The following is a 15,315-nucleotide window of genomic DNA, read 5'->3' as shown; positions in this document are numbered from 1 at the left end:
GGGTCCGTCTCGTTATCGCCGAGCGCATCACCACCGCCACGGTGGTCCCAACCATGCTCGATCGGATTGTCGCACTACTGGACAGCGAAATGATTGCATTGCCAACGCTTCAGAACTTGGCATATGGCGGCTCGAAAGTGGCTTTGCCGCTCGTACGCAAGGCGTTGGATCTGCTGCCGGAGGTGGGCTTCGTCAACGCCTACGGTCTGACCGAGACAAGTTCCACGATCGCGGTGCTGACGCCAGCCGACCACCGCGTTGCCCTGCGCGCCGCCCACGAATCTGTGGCTCGACGACTGGGCTCGGTGGGCAGGCCCGTACCCGGTATCGAGATCGAGATCCGTGGCGAGGACGGCGGCCGGCTGGGGCCCAACGAGACCGGCGAACTGTTCGTCCGCGGGCCACAGGTGTCTGGCCGCTATAGCGGAATCGGCTCGGTATTGGACGCTGCCGGATGGTTCGCGACCAAAGACCTAGCCACGATCGACGAGGACGGCTATCTCTTCGTCATTGGCCGCGGCGACGACACGATCATCCGCGGAGGCGAAAACATCGCGCCAGCTGAGGTGGAGGACGCACTCGTCGAGCATCCAGACGTTCGTGACGTGGCAGTCGTCGGCGTCGACGACCTCCAGTGGGGTCAGATCATCGTCGCAGTTGTCGTCCCGGTGGGGGGCGTCACACCCGATCCGGATGAATTGCGCGAGCATGTTCGTCGCAGCCTGCGCAGTTCGCGCACTCCGGACCGAGTGGTGTTCCGCGATCACCTGCCCGCCAACACCACCGGCAAAGTGCTGCGCCGCCAACTCCTCGAGGAACTTCAACCGGCGAGAGTCGAAAGTCGGTCGGCCACCAATCACTGAAGGAGCACGCAATGATCAAGAACGGAACCCGCTTACGCAGCCAGGTGTGCCAGACCGAGGTCATAGTGATCCGGGTCAGCGACGCCTTCAAGGACCTGCGTGCCGGTGGCGTGCCGATGGTGCCCGTCGCCGGTCCGACGTCGCCCGGCGCCACCGCGAATCCGGCATTCTGCACGGGAAACGTCATGGGCAAGCGTTACGTCGATGACACCGGCGCCGAAGTGCTCGTGACTAAGTCCGGTACGGGAACTCTTAGTATCGGGGATACGCCACTCAACCTCAAAGACGCCAAGCCGCTTCCTGCGAGCGACTGACGCCAGAAGCCGGCTGTGGACCCGAGGGGCGCCAAACCTTGGGGGTAAGAGCCGCCGAAAAGGACTCGAGTTTCCAATGGAGATTAATAGCTGCATATATTGACACTGTGTGTTAGGGCAATTCCGAAAGGGGCTGCCCTCGTTCCCCGTCCCTGGGCTCGCTGGCGAAGAAGTGTCCATCGACCGTGTTCTGCGACTGCAGGCATTGCGCTACATGGCGCATACGTGGTCGCCAGGACCGATGCGCGACTCTGCCGATACCTGTATCCGATGATCCGCAATGCCCTCAACTACCTGAATCAGAAAGCACCCCGCGGCACGCGGGAATCGCTGATGAACCGCCGTGCCTGGAGACAGCGGCGCGGGCGGACTAGGCTTAAACAGGCTAATATCGCACTAGTTAAATGAATCGCGCTATGTGCGCGGTCATCGGGAGGAGTCGTACGTGCAGGTCGATAGCCTTCGGGAACCGAAAATGGCCGAACGGGTTGCCACCGTTTTGCGGCGGATGATGGTCCGCGGCGAAATCGCCGAAGGTGACATGCTGCCATCGGAGTCCACGCTCATGGAACGGTTCGGGGTGTCACGGCCAACACTGCGAGAGGCATTTCGGGTCCTCGAGTCGGAGTCTTTGATCAAGGTCGAACGCGGGGTGCGTGGTGGAGCACGCGTGACTCGTCCGCAGCGTCAAACACTCGCGCGGTACGCCGGCCTCATTTTGGAGTACGAGGGCGTGACTCTCAAAGATGTCTACGCTGCACGCGCGAACATCGAAACACCGATGATCTTCCAGCTCGCCACGGAGCAACCGCGCGCTGCCATCGCCGAACTCGAGATGATCGTTGCGCTGGAGGGCGACGTGGAAGGCGATGCGGCGGTCGACGCGCGCACCGAGTTTCATACCGCGATAGCCAGACTGTCGCGGAACAAGACCATGCAGATCGTCAGTGAGATGCTCTACCACATCATCGAGAAGGCAAACCGGTCAATACAGCCGAGCAAGGGGCCGCGAGCCGCTCAGGCGGGCAGGCGCGCGTCCAAGACCCACCAAATGGTACTGGAAATGATCAAGGCAGGCGATGCCGACGGTGCTGTAGACCTGTGGAGTCGCCACCTCAAAAAGGCCGAGGAATACGCGTTGTCGGGTTCAGAACTGTCGACGGTCGTCGACCTGTTGGAATGAGCAGCACTGGCGACGACGCACGCCGACGGTATTTCACGTGGCCCAAGTTGGCCCGGCGGGTCGGGACGAAAACGGCGGAGCCTCAATCGCAGTCCGGTCCGTCAAGGGCCACCCATTTGTCAACCTATTCCTACAGGCAGGGCGCGGGCTCGGATGCCGGTGCCTGATGGTAGCGGCTACCCTTCGTGCGGAGCTATGGCCTAGGGCCGCTTGGAGCGTGTGAGGAACGTGTTCACGCGGTCCTTGAAGTCCTGGGTGGAAAACGATGTGTATTCGGCGGCCAGTGCGTACTCCAGCACCCCAAACGCCGCCCGAGACAGGTGCATGTTCATCGCGATCTTCGACGACTGCACGGCCTGGGCGGGCAAAGCGGCCAGCCGAGCTCCCAGGCCCAAGGCTTCGTCGAGCACCTTGTCGTCGGGTACTACGCGGGTAACCAGGTTGAGTTCTTTAGCGATCGGCGCCGTGATCTTGTCACCAAGCAGCACGTATTCTTTGGCTTTCATCATCCCGATGAGCAGCGGCAGCATCGCCGCTCCGCCGTCGCCGGCAGTGAGTCCTACTGCAACGTGTGGGTCGGCCAGATAACTGCTCTCCCCCATCACCAACAGATCAGACAACAGCGCCAACGAGCAGCCCAGCCCCACCGCGGGTCCGCTGACTGCCGACACGAGTGGCTTGCCGAAGTTGATCACCTCGGTGAACACCGTTCGGGCACCGGCGATCTGGCGAGCCCGCGCGTCGGCGTCCTCGATCAGGCGCCCGAACATCACCATATCACCGCCGGCCGAGAAGGCCTTGCCGCCTGCCCCGGTGATGACGACAGAGCGCACATCGTCGTCGTCGCCCAAAACGCGCCAGATGCTGCCCAGCGCGTCGTGTAGCGGCTCGTTGACCGCGTTGAGCGCCTCGGGCCGGTTGATGCTGACCAGGTGTACGTCGCCTCTTTTCTCCACCAGCACCGACGGCGCAAACCCGTCATAGGCAGCCAACGTGGAGATCTCGGATGTAGTCATATGTTCCTGTCAATCCTTGTCTGCCGAAAGGACGGTTACCGCCGCGACTGCTGTCGGTCCACCAATGTTGTGCGCCAGCGCAATTCGAGCACTGTCGACCTGATTCTCCGCTTCTCCGCGCAGTTGGTTGAACAACTCATAACACTGTGCGACGCCGGTAGCGCCGGGTGGATGGCCCTTAGCCTTGAGGCCGCCGCTGGGATTGACCGGCATCGACCCGCCAACGTAGGTCTCGCCGGCCTCAATGAGCTTGTAAGCCTCAAAGCGACTGGCGAAACCCAGATCTTCGTAGTTGATCAGCTCGACGCCGGTAAAACAGTCATGAACTTCGGCGACATCGATCTGCCGTGGCGTCACCCCGGCCATCGACATCGCCGCCTTGGCGGCGCGAATCGTCGGCGGAAACGAGGTCATATCCTTCTTGTGTTGGTGCATCACGCGGTCCATACCGATCCCGACGCCGCGCACCCACACCGGTCGGTCCGTGTAACGGTCCGCGATCTCCTCGGCGGCCAGGATCACCGCGGCTGCACCATCGCTTTGCGGCGTGCAGTCATACACTCCGAACGGATCGGCAATCAGCGGCGCAGCCAGTGCCTGCTCGACGGTGATCTCGTAGCGCAGTTGAGCTTTCGGGTTTTTTAGCGCATGGAAGTGGTTCTTGACCGCCACCATCGCCATGTGCTCCCTCGTGGCAGGCGACTCATGCAGATAGCGGGCGACGTGCAGTGCGAAGTTCGCCGGGGCAATCAGGCCCAGCGGGTAATCCCATGCGACGTCTCGGGTCATCGCAGCCCATTCCCAAAACGAGACATTAGACGCGGTCTCACGAACTTTTTCCGCGCCGACGACCAGAACCACGTCGTACATTCCCGACGCCACGGCGATGGTCCCGTTGCGAATGGCGTCGTTGCCGGTGGCGCACGCGTTCTCCACACGTGTGACGGGGATTTCGACGAGATCGAGGGTGTCGGCGAGAATGCCCGAGGGGAAACCGTCGGTGGTGGTCAGCGAGCCGAACCAGGCAGCCTGGATCTCAGAGCGATCGATACCTTTGTCCACATGCGCAACGGCTTCGGCGTAGGCCATCGGCAGCAGATCCTTGATACCTAGGCCGAAATGCTCCCCGAACGGAGTCATTCCAGCACCGACCATCGCGACTCTCCTCATCGCAGCGCTCCCGCGGACTCAAGGTTCTCCAACTTTCCAGGCCAGAACATGTATCCGTAATCGGGGATGCCTGCGCGCGTCGCGATTCTGCGCAGCACCACCGAGCCGTGTTGGCCGATGTTCGCCTCACCGGCGGGCACGCCGGTGAGCTTGAGCAGGACCCGTACCGGACTGTCGTCGAGCTCAACGACGGCAAGCGAGTACGGGCCGGGCAGGTCAGGCACAGGGATACGGATGGTTGTTTGGGTGTAGATGGCCCCGGTACGCGGCAACGGTGACAGTCTGTAATTCAAGAGCTCACCGGCGGGGCTGACACGTAGCCGCGGCGGGGTCAACGGCACATCGTCGACACCGCTGTTGTCATCGAAAACGGCTGCTTCCCAACGCAGCTTGGGTTCGAACGCGCGTGCATAGGCGGGAAGTGATATCGGGATACCGTTGCCGACCGTGGTGCGCAGCTTCGGCAGCTCACGTGCAGGTGCCTCGTCACGCGTGACGCGGGGTGCGGTGGGACCTTCACGCAGAAGCGCCGCACCGATGCTGGCGTGCTCCACTGCGAGCACCACCCCCTCCTGCGCATCCTCCGCCGCTGCGGCGATGAGCCTGATCACTGCCGCGGATCCCGGCGAGGGATCATTCGACGCCGCTGCGGTGTCGAATCCGTTGCCCAGCTCGCTCGTCTTCACGCCGGCGACCGCCACGATCGGTTCAGATCGCGACAGGCCCAGGTGCGGCAAGGCCGAACGGACACCGATTTCACGCTGCAGCCTCGGATCCGCGTACAGATGCCGCGCACCGTCCGCCCCGCGCGCCTGCATCGGCAAGCTGCCCGTGCGCCGTCCGACGGCCAGCAGCTCGCAGCCGCTGTCGGCTTCGCCAACAAGCGCCGCCGCGGCGCCTACCGCCGACTCGTTGTCGTCAGCAGCGACCACGAGTGTGCCGGGGCCACTTTGGAGGATTTGGTCCAGCACAGCAGGGCCACCCCCCAACACCTCGGTGACCGGGATTGTCTGCGCCAATGACAGCCCTGCGAGCAGTGCCGCGCCGTTACCGCCCTCCAACAGCGGGAAGTCGCGAGTGACCAGCACCACCCGTTGTGCTGACATGGCCGGGTCTGCCGCCCGTCCTGCCGCCACCGCCATGGTTAGCGCGTCCTCGTCGGGTCCTTTGACCCTCCGGTTGCCCAGCTGCCACGGTGGCAGGTACGTGCCGAACGAAATAAATCTCGTCATACCGCCTCTTTTCGTCACCGGTCAACGGCCGGGTAGATCCAGACCGCGAATACGAGATATAGTTATATCATTCCGGTCGGCAATGCGGCCAGGCGTCCTAGGAAAGAGTGCACAGTGGCAGGTGAGCGTCGCCGGACTTTGGTGGATCAGGTTGTCGTGGTGACCGGCGCTAGCCGAGGCATTGGTCGCGAGATCGCTGTGCGGGTGGCCGCCGACGGGGCGCGCGTGGCGATCCTGGCTCGGACCGAGGCGCCCAACCCGAAGATCGCGGGTACGCTGCGTGACACGGTTGAGGCGGTTGAGGAGGCCGGCGGCGACGCAGTGTCGGTGCCGTGCGACGTGCCGGCTCATCTGTACGACAAGCGTGCACGTAGCAGCGCTGTGCTACTCGGCGACGCTTCGACACATCGGGCCACACTTGCCGCCCACATCGGTTAGTGACGTGGGGGTCTTGGACGGCATCCGGGTCCTCGATTTCGGCACCTACATCGCAGGGCCGTACTGCGCTGCCTTGCTGGCCGATCTCGGGGCGGAGGTAATCCGTGTCGACCGGGTCGGCGGTAGCGAGGACCGGTGGGTTTCGCCGGTCACCGCCGACGGGACAGGTGCGGTCTACCTGCAGTGCAACCGCGGCAAGAGGGGCATCACCCTGGACCTGACCAAGCCTGCCGGTCGCGACGTCCTCACCCGCCTCGTCGCCACCTCGGACGTCGTGGTGGCCAATCTTCCGGTGCAGGCTCTACGGTCGACGGGACTGGATTACGAAACGCTGCGGGCCATCAAGAGTGACATCATCGTGACGACTGTGAACGCATGGGGATCCGGGGGCGAGTGGAGCGACAAGGTCGGCTTCGAAGCGCTCGCCCAGGCCTCGTCGGGACAGATCTATCTCACGGGCCCGCCGGGTAGCCCCACGCGTGCGGTCGCGTCGCACACCGACTTCTCCACCGGGATGTTGGCCGCCATGGCGACGTTGGCGGCGTTGATGCACCGAATGCGCACCGGCGCAGGGCAGCTGATCGAGGCCGCCCTTCTTCGCACCGCGGTGACGTCCAACAGCACGGCGCTGATTGAGGAGTCGATGCTGGGGTTGGACCGTGAATCCATCCACAACCGCGGGCACATCATGGGTCCGTCGGACCTGTTCCGGACACGCGACGGTTGGATCATGTGCACGGTGATCGGCTCACCTCAGTTCCGCCGCTGGACCGAGATGATCGATCGCCGGGAACTGTTTGAGGACAGTCGTTTTCAGACCGATGCGTCTCGCGGTGAGCACGGTGCGGCGTTGTCGGCGTACATGGGAGCCTGGTGCGCGGACCGGACGACCGACGAGTGCCTCAGTGCGATGGCAAAGTTCAAAGTGCCTGGCGGCCCGGTTCTCTCACCGCGCGAGGCACTCGAGCTCCCCCACACACAACAGATCCGGGCGTTCGAGCCGGTCGGTTATCCCACGGCGAGCAAGCCCGTTCCTCTGGTGGCATTTCCCGTCGTGATGTCCGCGTCGCCCGGAAGGATCCGTTGCCGTGCACCGCAAGTCGGCGAGCATACCGATGCCGTTCTCTCCGAGATCGGGTACGACGCGGCCGGTATTGTCGCTCTCCGACGTGCGTGCGCGGTATGACGTTCCGTCCGACGGACCGAATCGATCGATTCGGTTCATCACCCGGGACAAGGAGCGACGACTGATGAAAGTTATCTGGTCACTCGACGAGGCCGTAGCGTCCGTGGGACAGGAGTTGGGCGCCAGCGGATGAAAAGAGTTAGACCAGATGCGTTTTGACGCGTTCGTCGACGTCACTGAAGACAATCAATGGATTCATGTCTACGCTGACCGCGCAAAAACTGAAAGCCCCTACGGTGCTACGATTGCCCACGGGTTCCTGACATTGTCGCTGACATGACAGCCGTTGCCGGCATGCTCAACTGAGATACAGCCTGCGCACCATCCTCGGTCAATGAATTGACGAGTTGCGCGACCTCGTCATCGTTGGAGAACGCATCCTGGAGCGGCCGGTACACGGTAGACCCCGACGGCCAAATCTTGATGAGCTTTCCCCCCAGCCCCGAGACTGCCGAGGGAACGAGCTTTGCCCACTCGTCAACCCTCTGTCAACGTGCCTTGGCGCACCGTCAATCACTGGCGCCAGGATCGGCATCTGGATATCCCCCAAAACCGTGGAGGCATGGACTATGAGGTGTAGTTATGCCAAATTCGCGAAGGAAGTTCGATCCGGAGTTTCGGGAGGGTGCGGTGCGCATCGTCCGTGAGACCGGTAAGCCGATCGCCCAGATATCCCGGGACCTGGGTGTGCGCCCGGGCACCCTGGGCAACTGGGTGCCAAGGACCGCGCTGAACACGATGGCACGCAAGGGCTTTCGACCGGGGATGCCGCGGAGCTGAAGCGGTTGCGAGCCGAGAACGCCAAGTTGCGGATGGAGCGCGATGTTTCGAAACGATCGGTGGTTCTCTGGGTCAACGAGGCGACGAAGTGCGCGTGGCCCGCTTCGTCGCTGACCAGAGGACCATGCGCCGGGTGCCGCATACTATACTGCAGCGGGTTTCACGACTCTCTGCCGAAAGCTCGGGGTGTCCCAATCGATGGGAAGGGTCGGTTCATGTTTCGATAACGCCGCCGCGGAGGCGTTCTTCTCGACCCTCGAACACGAGGTCCTGTCCCGGCATCATTTCACCACCAAAGCCCATGCACGCCAGGTGGTGTGGTGCCAGGACTTCTACAACACCCGACGCCGACACAGCTCGGCGGCATTGATGGCGCCAATCCAATACGAGAGACTTGCTGCGGACCAACCGGCCGCAGCATAAAAAGCCTCGACGATTTCAGGGGAAACCCAGTTGGCCTGTTCGATCGCGGCGTTGAAGCTGTCGTCGCCGGTCACATCAGTACTGAACAAGGTGGCCTTGCTGCCCGATTCATCGGCCATCGCGATGTCCTTGTCTTCGGCCCGATCGAGGATGACCATACCCAACCCTCGTGTGCGGGCGGCATACCGTCGTCTCGCCAAGACCGCCAGCTCCACGGCTGACAATCGCCGAAGCTCCGTCGATTGTCGCCTCGGTCACTGCCCCTGCTCTTGTTGTGTTCGATATCGACCTCTCGAGATCCGGAAGTCAGTGTCGGAAGTGACCAACTCGACGTGCTAGGAACCGAAGGACCGCTCATTCGCCAACGAAGATTGGCCGCTCACGGGCCAGGTTGGCGGCGATACCAATTTCGCTGTCCTTGGTTGCCCACAGTCGCCCCTGTTCGGCGAGCTCACGATCGAGGACTGCGCGGACCCGCTGGATCAGCCCCCCGCGCAGGGTCGCCTTGATGGAACGGACGGCCAACGGTGCGACTTGGGCGATTTCTTCGGCCCAGTTGAGCGCCGCGTCGCGTGTGTCGCCATCAGGTACCAGGCGATCGGCCAAGCCGATCTCCAGGGCCCGTTGTCCGTCGATCCGACGACTCGTGTACAGCAGGTCCATCCCCTGCTGAGCACCGACGATCTCAGGCAACGTCACACTGAGCCCAAAGCCCTGATGAAATCCCAGCGAGGAAAAGTTGGCATGAAAGCGTGTGCCCGGCGACGCGACCCGGAAATCCGCCGCACAGGCCAGGCCGAGGCCGCCACCGACCGCCGAGCCTTGCACGGCGGCAATGATCGGAATCTCCACTTCGAATAGTCGGATCGCCTCGCGGTACAGCAGTTTCGAGCTCCGAGTTCGGTCGTTCTCCAGCGCCTGACTGGCGAAGTTGGCGCCGGCGCAGAAGTGTTTGCCCTCAGAACACAGCACAATGACCCGTGTCCCGTTCGTTTGCAGCTCGAATGCCGAGCGAACAAGCTCACCGATGAGCCCGTGATCGAAATAGTTGGCCGGCGGCCGACAGATCTGTATGACCGCAACATGATTCGCGGTAGTGATCGTGATCTCATGATGCATATCAGATCCCTAATGTCGTGGTGGCAATCGTTTGGTCAGCAGCGAACCCGGGCAGTTCGGGCGGCGCCGGCGGTAGCCTCACCGGACCATCACCAAACCGCCGTCGATAGCCACCACCTGTCCCGTCATGTAGCTGGCCTCATCCGACGCCAAGAAGACGTATGCACCGGCGATCTCGTCCGGTTCGACCCATCGCTTGAGCGGAATCCGTTCGAGGTAAGTGTCTTTGAATCGCTCGTCAGTGCGAATCGTCTCCGTCATCGGGGTCGCAGCGACCGGCGCGACCGCGTTGACAACGATGTTGTAGTCGGCGAGTTCGCGGGCCGCCGAGCGGGTCATCCCCAGTAGCGCGGATTTCGCCGTGGAGTAGTTGATCTGGCCGATGGTCCCAGTGATGCCGGCTGCCGACGTGGTCAGAGTGATAGACCCCTTCTTGGCGTGCCTCATGCCGGCCACCACCGCCTGTAGCCAATGGAAAGCGCCATTGACATGAATGTCCATCACGGTGGACCACTGCTCATCAGACATCTTCCACAACATCGCCGGACGCGTGACTCCCGCGTTGCTCACCAGCACGGTGATGGGCCCCAACGCGTCGGCGATGACCGCGGCCGCCTGCTCGACGTCGGCACGCTTGCCGACGTCACATGCGACGGCGATCGCCTTTCCCCCCGCTGCGGTGATCTCATCGGTGACCGCTCGCGCTGCAGCGAAGTTGATGTCGACGACGCCGACGTCGGCGCCCTCGGCGGCGTACCGAATGGCGATCGCGCGGCCCAATCCCTGACCGGCGCCGGTCACCACGGCCACCCGATCGGCCAATCGTCCAGTAGTCACTCTGTTCCTCCCCCGTGTGTTCCATGCCCGCGGACCTCGAGAAAATGGCACACCCGCCATGAATCAATAAACAATTCCCGACGGTTGAAACCGTGGTTTCTCGCGGCCGGTTCCGTAGGACGGGTCAGCAGTCCGTGGAGGTCCAATACCCGAACACTGTCGAGCAGTCCCATCTCGATGGTTCCCTTCAGTAACCGATCCGGGAGGCGAGCGCCGCCCGGTGCTGGCGCGCGTCTCCGAGAAGTACAGCGCTGCTGCGGGCACGTTTGTAGTACAGGTGAGCGGGATGTTCCCAGGTGAAACCTATCCCGCCGTGCACCTGAATGTTCTTGGCGGACACCTCTTTGAAGGCGTCAGAGCAGAACGCTTTGGCAAGACTGGCTGCGACGGGCAGCTCGGGGGAGGCCTCCGCTGCGGCCCACAGGCCGTAGAGAGCGGCCGAGGTGGAGCACTCGACGGCGATGAGCATGTCCGCGCAGATGGTTTTGACGGCTTGGAAAGAGCCGATCGGGCGATTGAACTGGTGCCGGATCTTGGCGTAGGCGACTGCCATCTCCAATGCGCGGCGTGCACCGCCACTTTGTTCAGCAGCCAACCAAACGGCGGCCAGGTCGAGGACTCGGTCGAGAATCTGTGGGGCTGCGGCTTGTGCTCCCAGCAGTCGCGCGGGTACGTCGCGCAGTTCCACTGTCGCTTGTTTACGCGTCTGGTCGATGGTTGGGAGGGGGGTGACGATCAGGCCTGGGCTGTGGGCATCGACCGCGAACACACTCGGGCCAGCGGGTGTTTGTGCGGTGACGATGATTAAGTCCGCGATATTCCCGGCGGGCACATACGCTTTCGTGCCTTCGAGTCGCCAGCCGGCGCCATCGTGGCGTGCCAACGACTCCGTCGTGTCTGCGTTCCAGGAGCCGGACTGCTCGGTGACGGCAAGCGTCGCGACGCACTGCCCGGATGCGATGCGCGGCAGGTACTCATCGCACGCCGCATGGTCCTGGGTGTAGAGAAGCGCCGGGATGGCCAGTGCGACGGTAGCGAAGTACGGGGCGACCAGTAGGGCACGGCCGGCTTCCTCCATCACGATGCCTACTTCCACCGGCCCGGCATCACTGCCACCCCATTGTGACGGTATACACAGCCCCAGCAGACCCATGTCAGCGAGGTCCGCCCACAGCTGGCGATCGAATCCCTGGCCGGTGGCCATTAGCCGCCGCACCTCCGCCTCTGGCGATCGTTTTTCGAAGAACGCCCGCGCCACCTGTTGCAGGTGCTGTTGTTCCTCGGTGAGGGTGAAGTCCACTGCGGTCCTTCTGTGTTGCCTGCTGTAGGGCTGTGGCCGTTGTCGTTGAGTAATCGTCCGAGGAAGTGGCGCTAGACATGCCCTATGAGGAATCCGCTGTTGAATGCTTCATCGTGTTCGCGGATCAACCATTCCTCCGTTTGATCGCGGGTGGAAAACAGGCTCTTGGTGTACATCAGGGTGCGAAGCGCTGCTCGCGATACCAATTGAGCCTCGCGGTCCACCGCTTCGGCAAGGTCCTCCGGCGACACCACTTCCGAGACGACGCCGATCCGGTTGGCAGTTGCGCTGTCGATGCGACGCCCGGTGAGACACAGCTCTCGTGCCCAAGTGGCGCCAACAGCTCGGAGCATCGGCGTATACAGCGCGATACCGCCTTCGGGTACCTCAACGTGACCGAATTGCGCACGCTCGGTTGCGATTCTGATGTCGCACATCATCGCAATGTCGAATCCGGCTCCCAAGGCATAGCCATCGATGCCAGCGATCAACGGCTTTGGAAAGTGAGCGACCGCCCGATGCAACGCGGCTGAATCGGCGGTTATCGCCGATCGCAGCTCACCGGGCGCCGCGGCGTGCAACTCGTGTCGGTCGTAACCTGAGCAAAAGTAGCCGCCATCTCCCATCAGCGTCACGACCTTCACGCGGTCGTCTGAGGCCAACTGCCCGAGAAAAATTGTGAGGTCCTGTCGCATCTGAGCGGTGAGTGCGTTGCGCTTAGCCGGCCGATGAAGCCGAAGTCGACCCACCGTTCCATCCAGCTCGACACTCACAAGACGCGATTCGGTCGTGGAATTGCTCTCGGTTGTCACGTCGTACCCTCCGTGCCTAGTTCACGATGCGGACGTCGACTTACGTCGACGGTCTCGGCGGATGCTTACGCGCAGCAGGGACTGCACCGGCGCGACGTAGAGAACACCTGCGCCGCAATTCACCCTGATTACAAATTATCTAACGGATTTAATGTATACTCACGGTTCGCCGAGAATGCAAGTGTCACCAACAGACAACGCTCAGGGAGCACCGATCGATGAGGACCGAACAAGCGACGCCGTCCGGACGCCGGGACGTCGTGTGGGGAAGGTGCCGCCGCGCGCGCCCCGCAACGGGGCTCACGCACCGAGTCACGCAGAAGCGCAGTAGCAACCTGCCCGCCGGAGGCCACAATGCCTGAGCGTTTGGATTCGCCGCTGGTCCTCGCGGACCGCCGCGGCAAGGTGCTGTTGCTGAGTTTCAACCGCCCGGACCGGCTAAATGCCTGGACGCCGAAACTGGAGGACGAGTATCTCGACCTCCTGGAGCTGGCCGAAGTGAGCGGCGATATTCGCGCCGTCGTGGTGACCGGCGCCGGCAGAGGATTCTGCGCCGGCGCTGACATGACAGAACTCAACGATGCACCCAGCCCACCGGACCGAACCGAACATCCGCGTCCCCGGACCACCCCCATGGCGTTCACGAAACCCTTGATAGCCGCGATCAACGGTGCAGCGGCAGGCGTCGGACTGGCCGAAGCCTTGTTCTGTGATGTCAGGTTCTGCACTCCGGAGGCGAAGTTAACTACAGCGTTCGCCCGACGCGGATTGATCGCAGAGCACGGCCTAGCCTGGATCTTGCCCCGACTCATCGGTCACAGCCGTGCGCTGGATCTGCTGATGTCGGCCCGAGTGATCACCGGAGAAGACGCCTACCGGATAGGGCTGGTAGACCGCCTTAGCCCCGTCGACCACGTCGTCGAGGACGCCGTCGCCTATGCCCACGAGATAGCAGAAACCGCGTCACCGACCTGCGTCGCGATCATCAAGCAGCAAATCCGCGATGCGACGGACACGGACTTTAGCAGTGTGGTTCGAAGAGCCGACACCCTCCGCGACGAAGCGGTGGGTCGCCCTGACTTCGCCGAGGGAATTCGAAGCTATCTGGAACGCCGTCCGCCGCACTTCGCACCGTGGTCGGCGCCATCGCCCCCTAACCTTGCGGTCCAAAATATCCAATTCAAAAACCGCTCTGCACCCGAGGAGCCCCCATGGTGACGAATATGGACACCGGACCTCGCGCTGGCGCGGATTCGTTTCGTAAGGGGTTGGTGGCGTGGCTAGCGGAGACACCGCGCCCCGCTGGCCTTCGCGATTACGGCCCCACGCCCGCCTCCAGTGACATTACAGCCGGCAGGGCTTGGCATCGCCAGTTGGCGGCCGCCGGGTATGTCTGCCTCCACTGGCCGCCGCAATATGGCGGTCAGCAGGCTCCGATCATCTATCAGGCGATCCTCGCCGAGGAATGCGCCCGTGCTGGAGTGCCGCGTCAACTGAATATGGTTGGCCCCGATTTCGTCGGGCCTGTCCTTTTTCGTTTCGGGCGCCCAGATCAAATGGCGCAGTTGGAGCCAATCCGAACCGGGGAGCACATTTGGTGTCAGCTTTTCTCCGAGCCGGAAGCCGGTTCCGACCTGGCCTCCGTCCGCACCACCGCGCGCCGTGACGGTAAGGGGTGGCTGGTTCACGGGCACAAAATCTGGAGTAGCGCGGCCCAGGTCGCCGATTACGGCATCTTGCTCGCTCGCACTGGCCCTGGCCGGAGCGGACTGTCCGCGTTCGCCGTCCCAATGAAGTCGGCCGGCATCACCGTAACCCCGATCGCACAGATGGACGGCGAAAGCAAATTCAACGAAGTCCGGCTGGAATCGGTTCGCCTCGAGGAGGGCGCCCTTCTCGGCGAGGAAGGCCAAGGGTGGGCGGTCGCCACGACGACCCTCGGTCGTGAACGCCTCTCACTTGGTGCCGGTGCGGTAAAGATGTTCACATGGTTGGACCAGTTGGTCGAGGAAGCCCGGCGCCGCGACCGGCTGAGCGAGCCTTTGCGCCATGAGCTGGTGAAGGCGTGGACGAGTGTCTGGCTCCTTCGGGCGACCTGGCTTCGGGCCCTCGCCACCGGCGATGAAGACGGCGCATCCCCGGCGTTTTCGATCCTAAAGATGCTCAGCTCGACGACTCAGCGCGATATCGGCGAGCTCGGGTCACAGGTGCTCGAGGCGGACCTCGAAGCGCGTGAAATGCACGACGAGTTCGCCCACCGACTACTTATTGGTCCCGCACAAACCATCCTTGGTGGCACCACCGAGATCCAACGAATGATACTGGCTGAGCGCCTACTCGGTTTGCCACGAGAGCCCAAGTGTGGATAGCGGCGGCTCTGCGTGAACCGCTATCGAGGGCCTCTGAGCCACGCGAGCCGACGGCCGGCCCTGCCAGTACGCATGAGGGCGGCGTTGAGAATACCTCGTTGTACTGACCTGAGAGGTTAGGTATGCGGGTGGCGGGTGGTTGGCCGCCGAGTGCGGTGTGGCCGCGGTGGACTCTTCTATGTCTTGTCAAGCGGCCTGGGGGTAGGCACCGGGCTCGGTGTGGAGTCTTTCGAGAGTCCGATATAGCTGGCGGGCTAGGTAGCGCTTGAGGCA

16 protein-coding genes and 3 pseudogenes are annotated in these 15,315 nt (G+C 62.9%); 11 read left to right on the top strand and 8 right to left on the bottom strand.

Features of this window, described 5'->3' with window-relative positions; genetic code table 11:
* The 3 genes from WAN02_RS27280 to WAN02_RS27270 all read left to right on the top strand — a co-directional run.
* The coding region (locus WAN02_RS27280; RefSeq protein WP_422268267.1) for an ANL family adenylate-forming protein at positions 1-863 on the top strand (863 nt) is incomplete at its 5' end.
* 11 nt (positions 864-874) lie between these two features.
* Positions 875-1,177 carry a hypothetical protein gene (locus tag WAN02_RS27275; protein WP_422268265.1) on the top strand — a complete coding sequence of 101 codons (303 nt, stop codon included), beginning with the start codon at positions 875-877 and terminating at the stop codon, positions 1,175-1,177.
* 445 nt (positions 1,178-1,622) lie between these two features.
* Positions 1,623-2,360, top strand: a complete 738-nt coding sequence (locus WAN02_RS27270; RefSeq protein ID WP_422268263.1) for a FadR/GntR family transcriptional regulator — start codon at positions 1,623-1,625, stop codon at positions 2,358-2,360.
* Between the two features lie 200 nt (positions 2,361-2,560).
* Here WAN02_RS27270 and WAN02_RS27265 read toward each other — a convergent pair whose 3' ends face one another.
* Genes WAN02_RS27265 through WAN02_RS27255 form a run of 3 tightly spaced genes read right to left on the bottom strand, consistent with a single transcriptional unit; the run spans position 2,561 to position 5,778 of the window.
* A complete protein-coding gene (locus WAN02_RS27265) occupies positions 2,561-3,376 on the bottom strand; it encodes an enoyl-CoA hydratase/isomerase family protein (protein ID WP_422268261.1) in 816 nt (271 codons plus the stop codon).
* A 9-nt stretch (positions 3,377-3,385) separates the two neighbouring features.
* A complete protein-coding gene (locus WAN02_RS27260; RefSeq protein ID WP_422268259.1) occupies positions 3,386-4,546 on the bottom strand; it encodes a thiolase C-terminal domain-containing protein in 1,161 nt (386 codons plus the stop codon).
* Complete coding sequence (locus WAN02_RS27255; RefSeq protein ID WP_422268257.1) at positions 4,543-5,778, bottom strand: OB-fold domain-containing protein; 1,236 nt, start codon at positions 5,776-5,778, stop codon at positions 4,543-4,545. Before WAN02_RS27255 ends, WAN02_RS27260 begins: the two co-directional genes overlap by 4 nt.
* A 138-nt stretch (positions 5,779-5,916) precedes the next feature.
* Between WAN02_RS27255 and WAN02_RS27250 the strand changes: the two are divergent.
* The 5 genes and pseudogenes from WAN02_RS27250 to WAN02_RS27230 all read left to right on the top strand — a co-directional run.
* Positions 5,917-6,120 (top strand): annotated as a pseudogene (locus WAN02_RS27250) (SDR family NAD(P)-dependent oxidoreductase); the annotation flags it as partial.
* A gap of 100 nt (positions 6,121-6,220) precedes the next feature.
* Positions 6,221-7,402 (top strand): CaiB/BaiF CoA transferase family protein, encoded by a 1,182-nt coding sequence (locus WAN02_RS27245; protein ID WP_422268255.1) that lies wholly within the window; start codon positions 6,221-6,223, stop codon positions 7,400-7,402.
* 64 nt (positions 7,403-7,466) lie between these two features.
* A pseudogene (locus WAN02_RS27240) lies at positions 7,467-7,676 on the top strand (MaoC/PaaZ C-terminal domain-containing protein); the annotation flags it as partial.
* 308 nt (positions 7,677-7,984) lie between these two features.
* A complete protein-coding gene (locus WAN02_RS27235; protein ID WP_422268253.1) occupies positions 7,985-8,182 on the top strand; it encodes a transposase in 198 nt (65 codons plus the stop codon).
* Between the two features lie 198 nt (positions 8,183-8,380).
* On the top strand, positions 8,381-8,605 hold the full coding sequence (locus tag WAN02_RS27230) for an integrase core domain-containing protein (RefSeq protein ID WP_422268251.1): 225 nt from the start codon (positions 8,381-8,383) through the stop codon (positions 8,603-8,605).
* On the opposite strand, the gene WAN02_RS27225 is transcribed toward WAN02_RS27230, so the two are convergent.
* The 5 genes from WAN02_RS27225 to WAN02_RS27205 form a co-directional block, all read right to left on the bottom strand.
* Positions 8,515-8,724 (bottom strand): hypothetical protein, encoded by a 210-nt coding sequence (locus tag WAN02_RS27225; RefSeq protein ID WP_422268271.1) that lies wholly within the window; start codon positions 8,722-8,724, stop codon positions 8,515-8,517. The two genes, WAN02_RS27230 and WAN02_RS27225, sit on opposite strands and share 91 nt — an antisense overlap.
* A gap of 235 nt (positions 8,725-8,959) precedes the next feature.
* The gene (locus WAN02_RS27220; RefSeq protein ID WP_422268249.1) at positions 8,960-9,724 is read right to left on the bottom strand and encodes an enoyl-CoA hydratase/isomerase family protein; all 765 of its coding nucleotides are present in this window, start codon (positions 9,722-9,724) and stop codon (positions 8,960-8,962) included.
* Positions 9,725-9,802: 78 nt separating this feature from the next.
* Positions 9,803-10,561, bottom strand: coding sequence for an SDR family NAD(P)-dependent oxidoreductase (locus tag WAN02_RS27215; protein ID WP_422268247.1), 759 nt, complete (start codon positions 10,559-10,561; stop codon positions 9,803-9,805).
* Between the two features lie 187 nt (positions 10,562-10,748).
* Positions 10,749-11,861, bottom strand: coding sequence for an acyl-CoA dehydrogenase family protein (locus tag WAN02_RS27210; protein ID WP_422268245.1), 1,113 nt, complete (start codon positions 11,859-11,861; stop codon positions 10,749-10,751).
* A 71-nt stretch (positions 11,862-11,932) separates the two neighbouring features.
* The gene (locus WAN02_RS27205; protein ID WP_422268243.1) at positions 11,933-12,673 is read right to left on the bottom strand and encodes an enoyl-CoA hydratase/isomerase family protein; all 741 of its coding nucleotides are present in this window, start codon (positions 12,671-12,673) and stop codon (positions 11,933-11,935) included.
* Positions 12,674-13,027: 354 nt separating this feature from the next.
* On the opposite strand from WAN02_RS27205, the gene WAN02_RS27200 reads away from it, so the two are divergent.
* From WAN02_RS27200 to WAN02_RS27190, 3 genes and pseudogenes are all read left to right on the top strand, one after another.
* On the top strand, positions 13,028-13,891 hold the full coding sequence (locus WAN02_RS27200; RefSeq protein WP_422268241.1) for an enoyl-CoA hydratase-related protein: 864 nt from the start codon (positions 13,028-13,030) through the stop codon (positions 13,889-13,891).
* Positions 13,885-14,226: pseudogene (locus WAN02_RS27195) on the top strand (acyl-CoA dehydrogenase family protein); the annotation flags it as partial. The gene WAN02_RS27200 and the pseudogene WAN02_RS27195, both read left to right, overlap by 7 nt.
* Positions 14,227-14,238: 12 nt before the next feature.
* Positions 14,239-15,042: an acyl-CoA dehydrogenase family protein gene (locus tag WAN02_RS27190; protein WP_422268269.1), complete on the top strand. Its 804-nt coding sequence runs from the start codon at positions 14,239-14,241 to the stop codon at positions 15,040-15,042.
* The last annotated feature ends 273 nt before the right edge of the window (positions 15,043-15,315 follow it).

This window comes from Mycobacterium sp. (assembly GCF_049281135.1).
Classification (GTDB): domain Bacteria; phylum Actinomycetota; class Actinomycetes; order Mycobacteriales; family Mycobacteriaceae; genus Mycobacterium.
This window is presented reverse-complemented; position numbering and strand designations above follow the sequence as displayed.

What these genes read in the sequence shown, in the direction of transcription:
- WAN02_RS27265 (WP_422268261.1), bottom strand. Translation starts at nt 3,376, where the DNA reads ATGACTACATCCGAGATCTCCACGTTGGCTGCCTATGACGGGTTTGCG.
- WAN02_RS27200 (WP_422268241.1), top strand. Translation starts at nt 13,028, where the DNA reads ATGCCTGAGCGTTTGGATTCGCCGCTGGTCCTCGCGGACCGCCGCGGC.
- WAN02_RS27220 (WP_422268249.1), bottom strand. Translation starts at nt 9,724, where the DNA reads ATGCATCATGAGATCACGATCACTACCGCGAATCATGTTGCGGTCATA.
- WAN02_RS27255 (WP_422268257.1), bottom strand. Translation starts at nt 5,778, where the DNA reads ATGACGAGATTTATTTCGTTCGGCACGTACCTGCCACCGTGGCAGCTG.
- WAN02_RS27235 (WP_422268253.1), top strand. Translation starts at nt 7,985, where the DNA reads ATGCCAAATTCGCGAAGGAAGTTCGATCCGGAGTTTCGGGAGGGTGCG.
- WAN02_RS27275 (WP_422268265.1), top strand. Translation starts at nt 875, where the DNA reads ATGATCAAGAACGGAACCCGCTTACGCAGCCAGGTGTGCCAGACCGAG.
- WAN02_RS27225 (WP_422268271.1), bottom strand. Translation starts at nt 8,724, where the DNA reads ATGGCCGATGAATCGGGCAGCAAGGCCACCTTGTTCAGTACTGATGTG.
- WAN02_RS27260 (WP_422268259.1), bottom strand. Translation starts at nt 4,546, where the DNA reads ATGAGGAGAGTCGCGATGGTCGGTGCTGGAATGACTCCGTTCGGGGAG.
- WAN02_RS27230 (WP_422268251.1), top strand. Translation starts at nt 8,381, where the DNA reads ATGGGAAGGGTCGGTTCATGTTTCGATAACGCCGCCGCGGAGGCGTTC.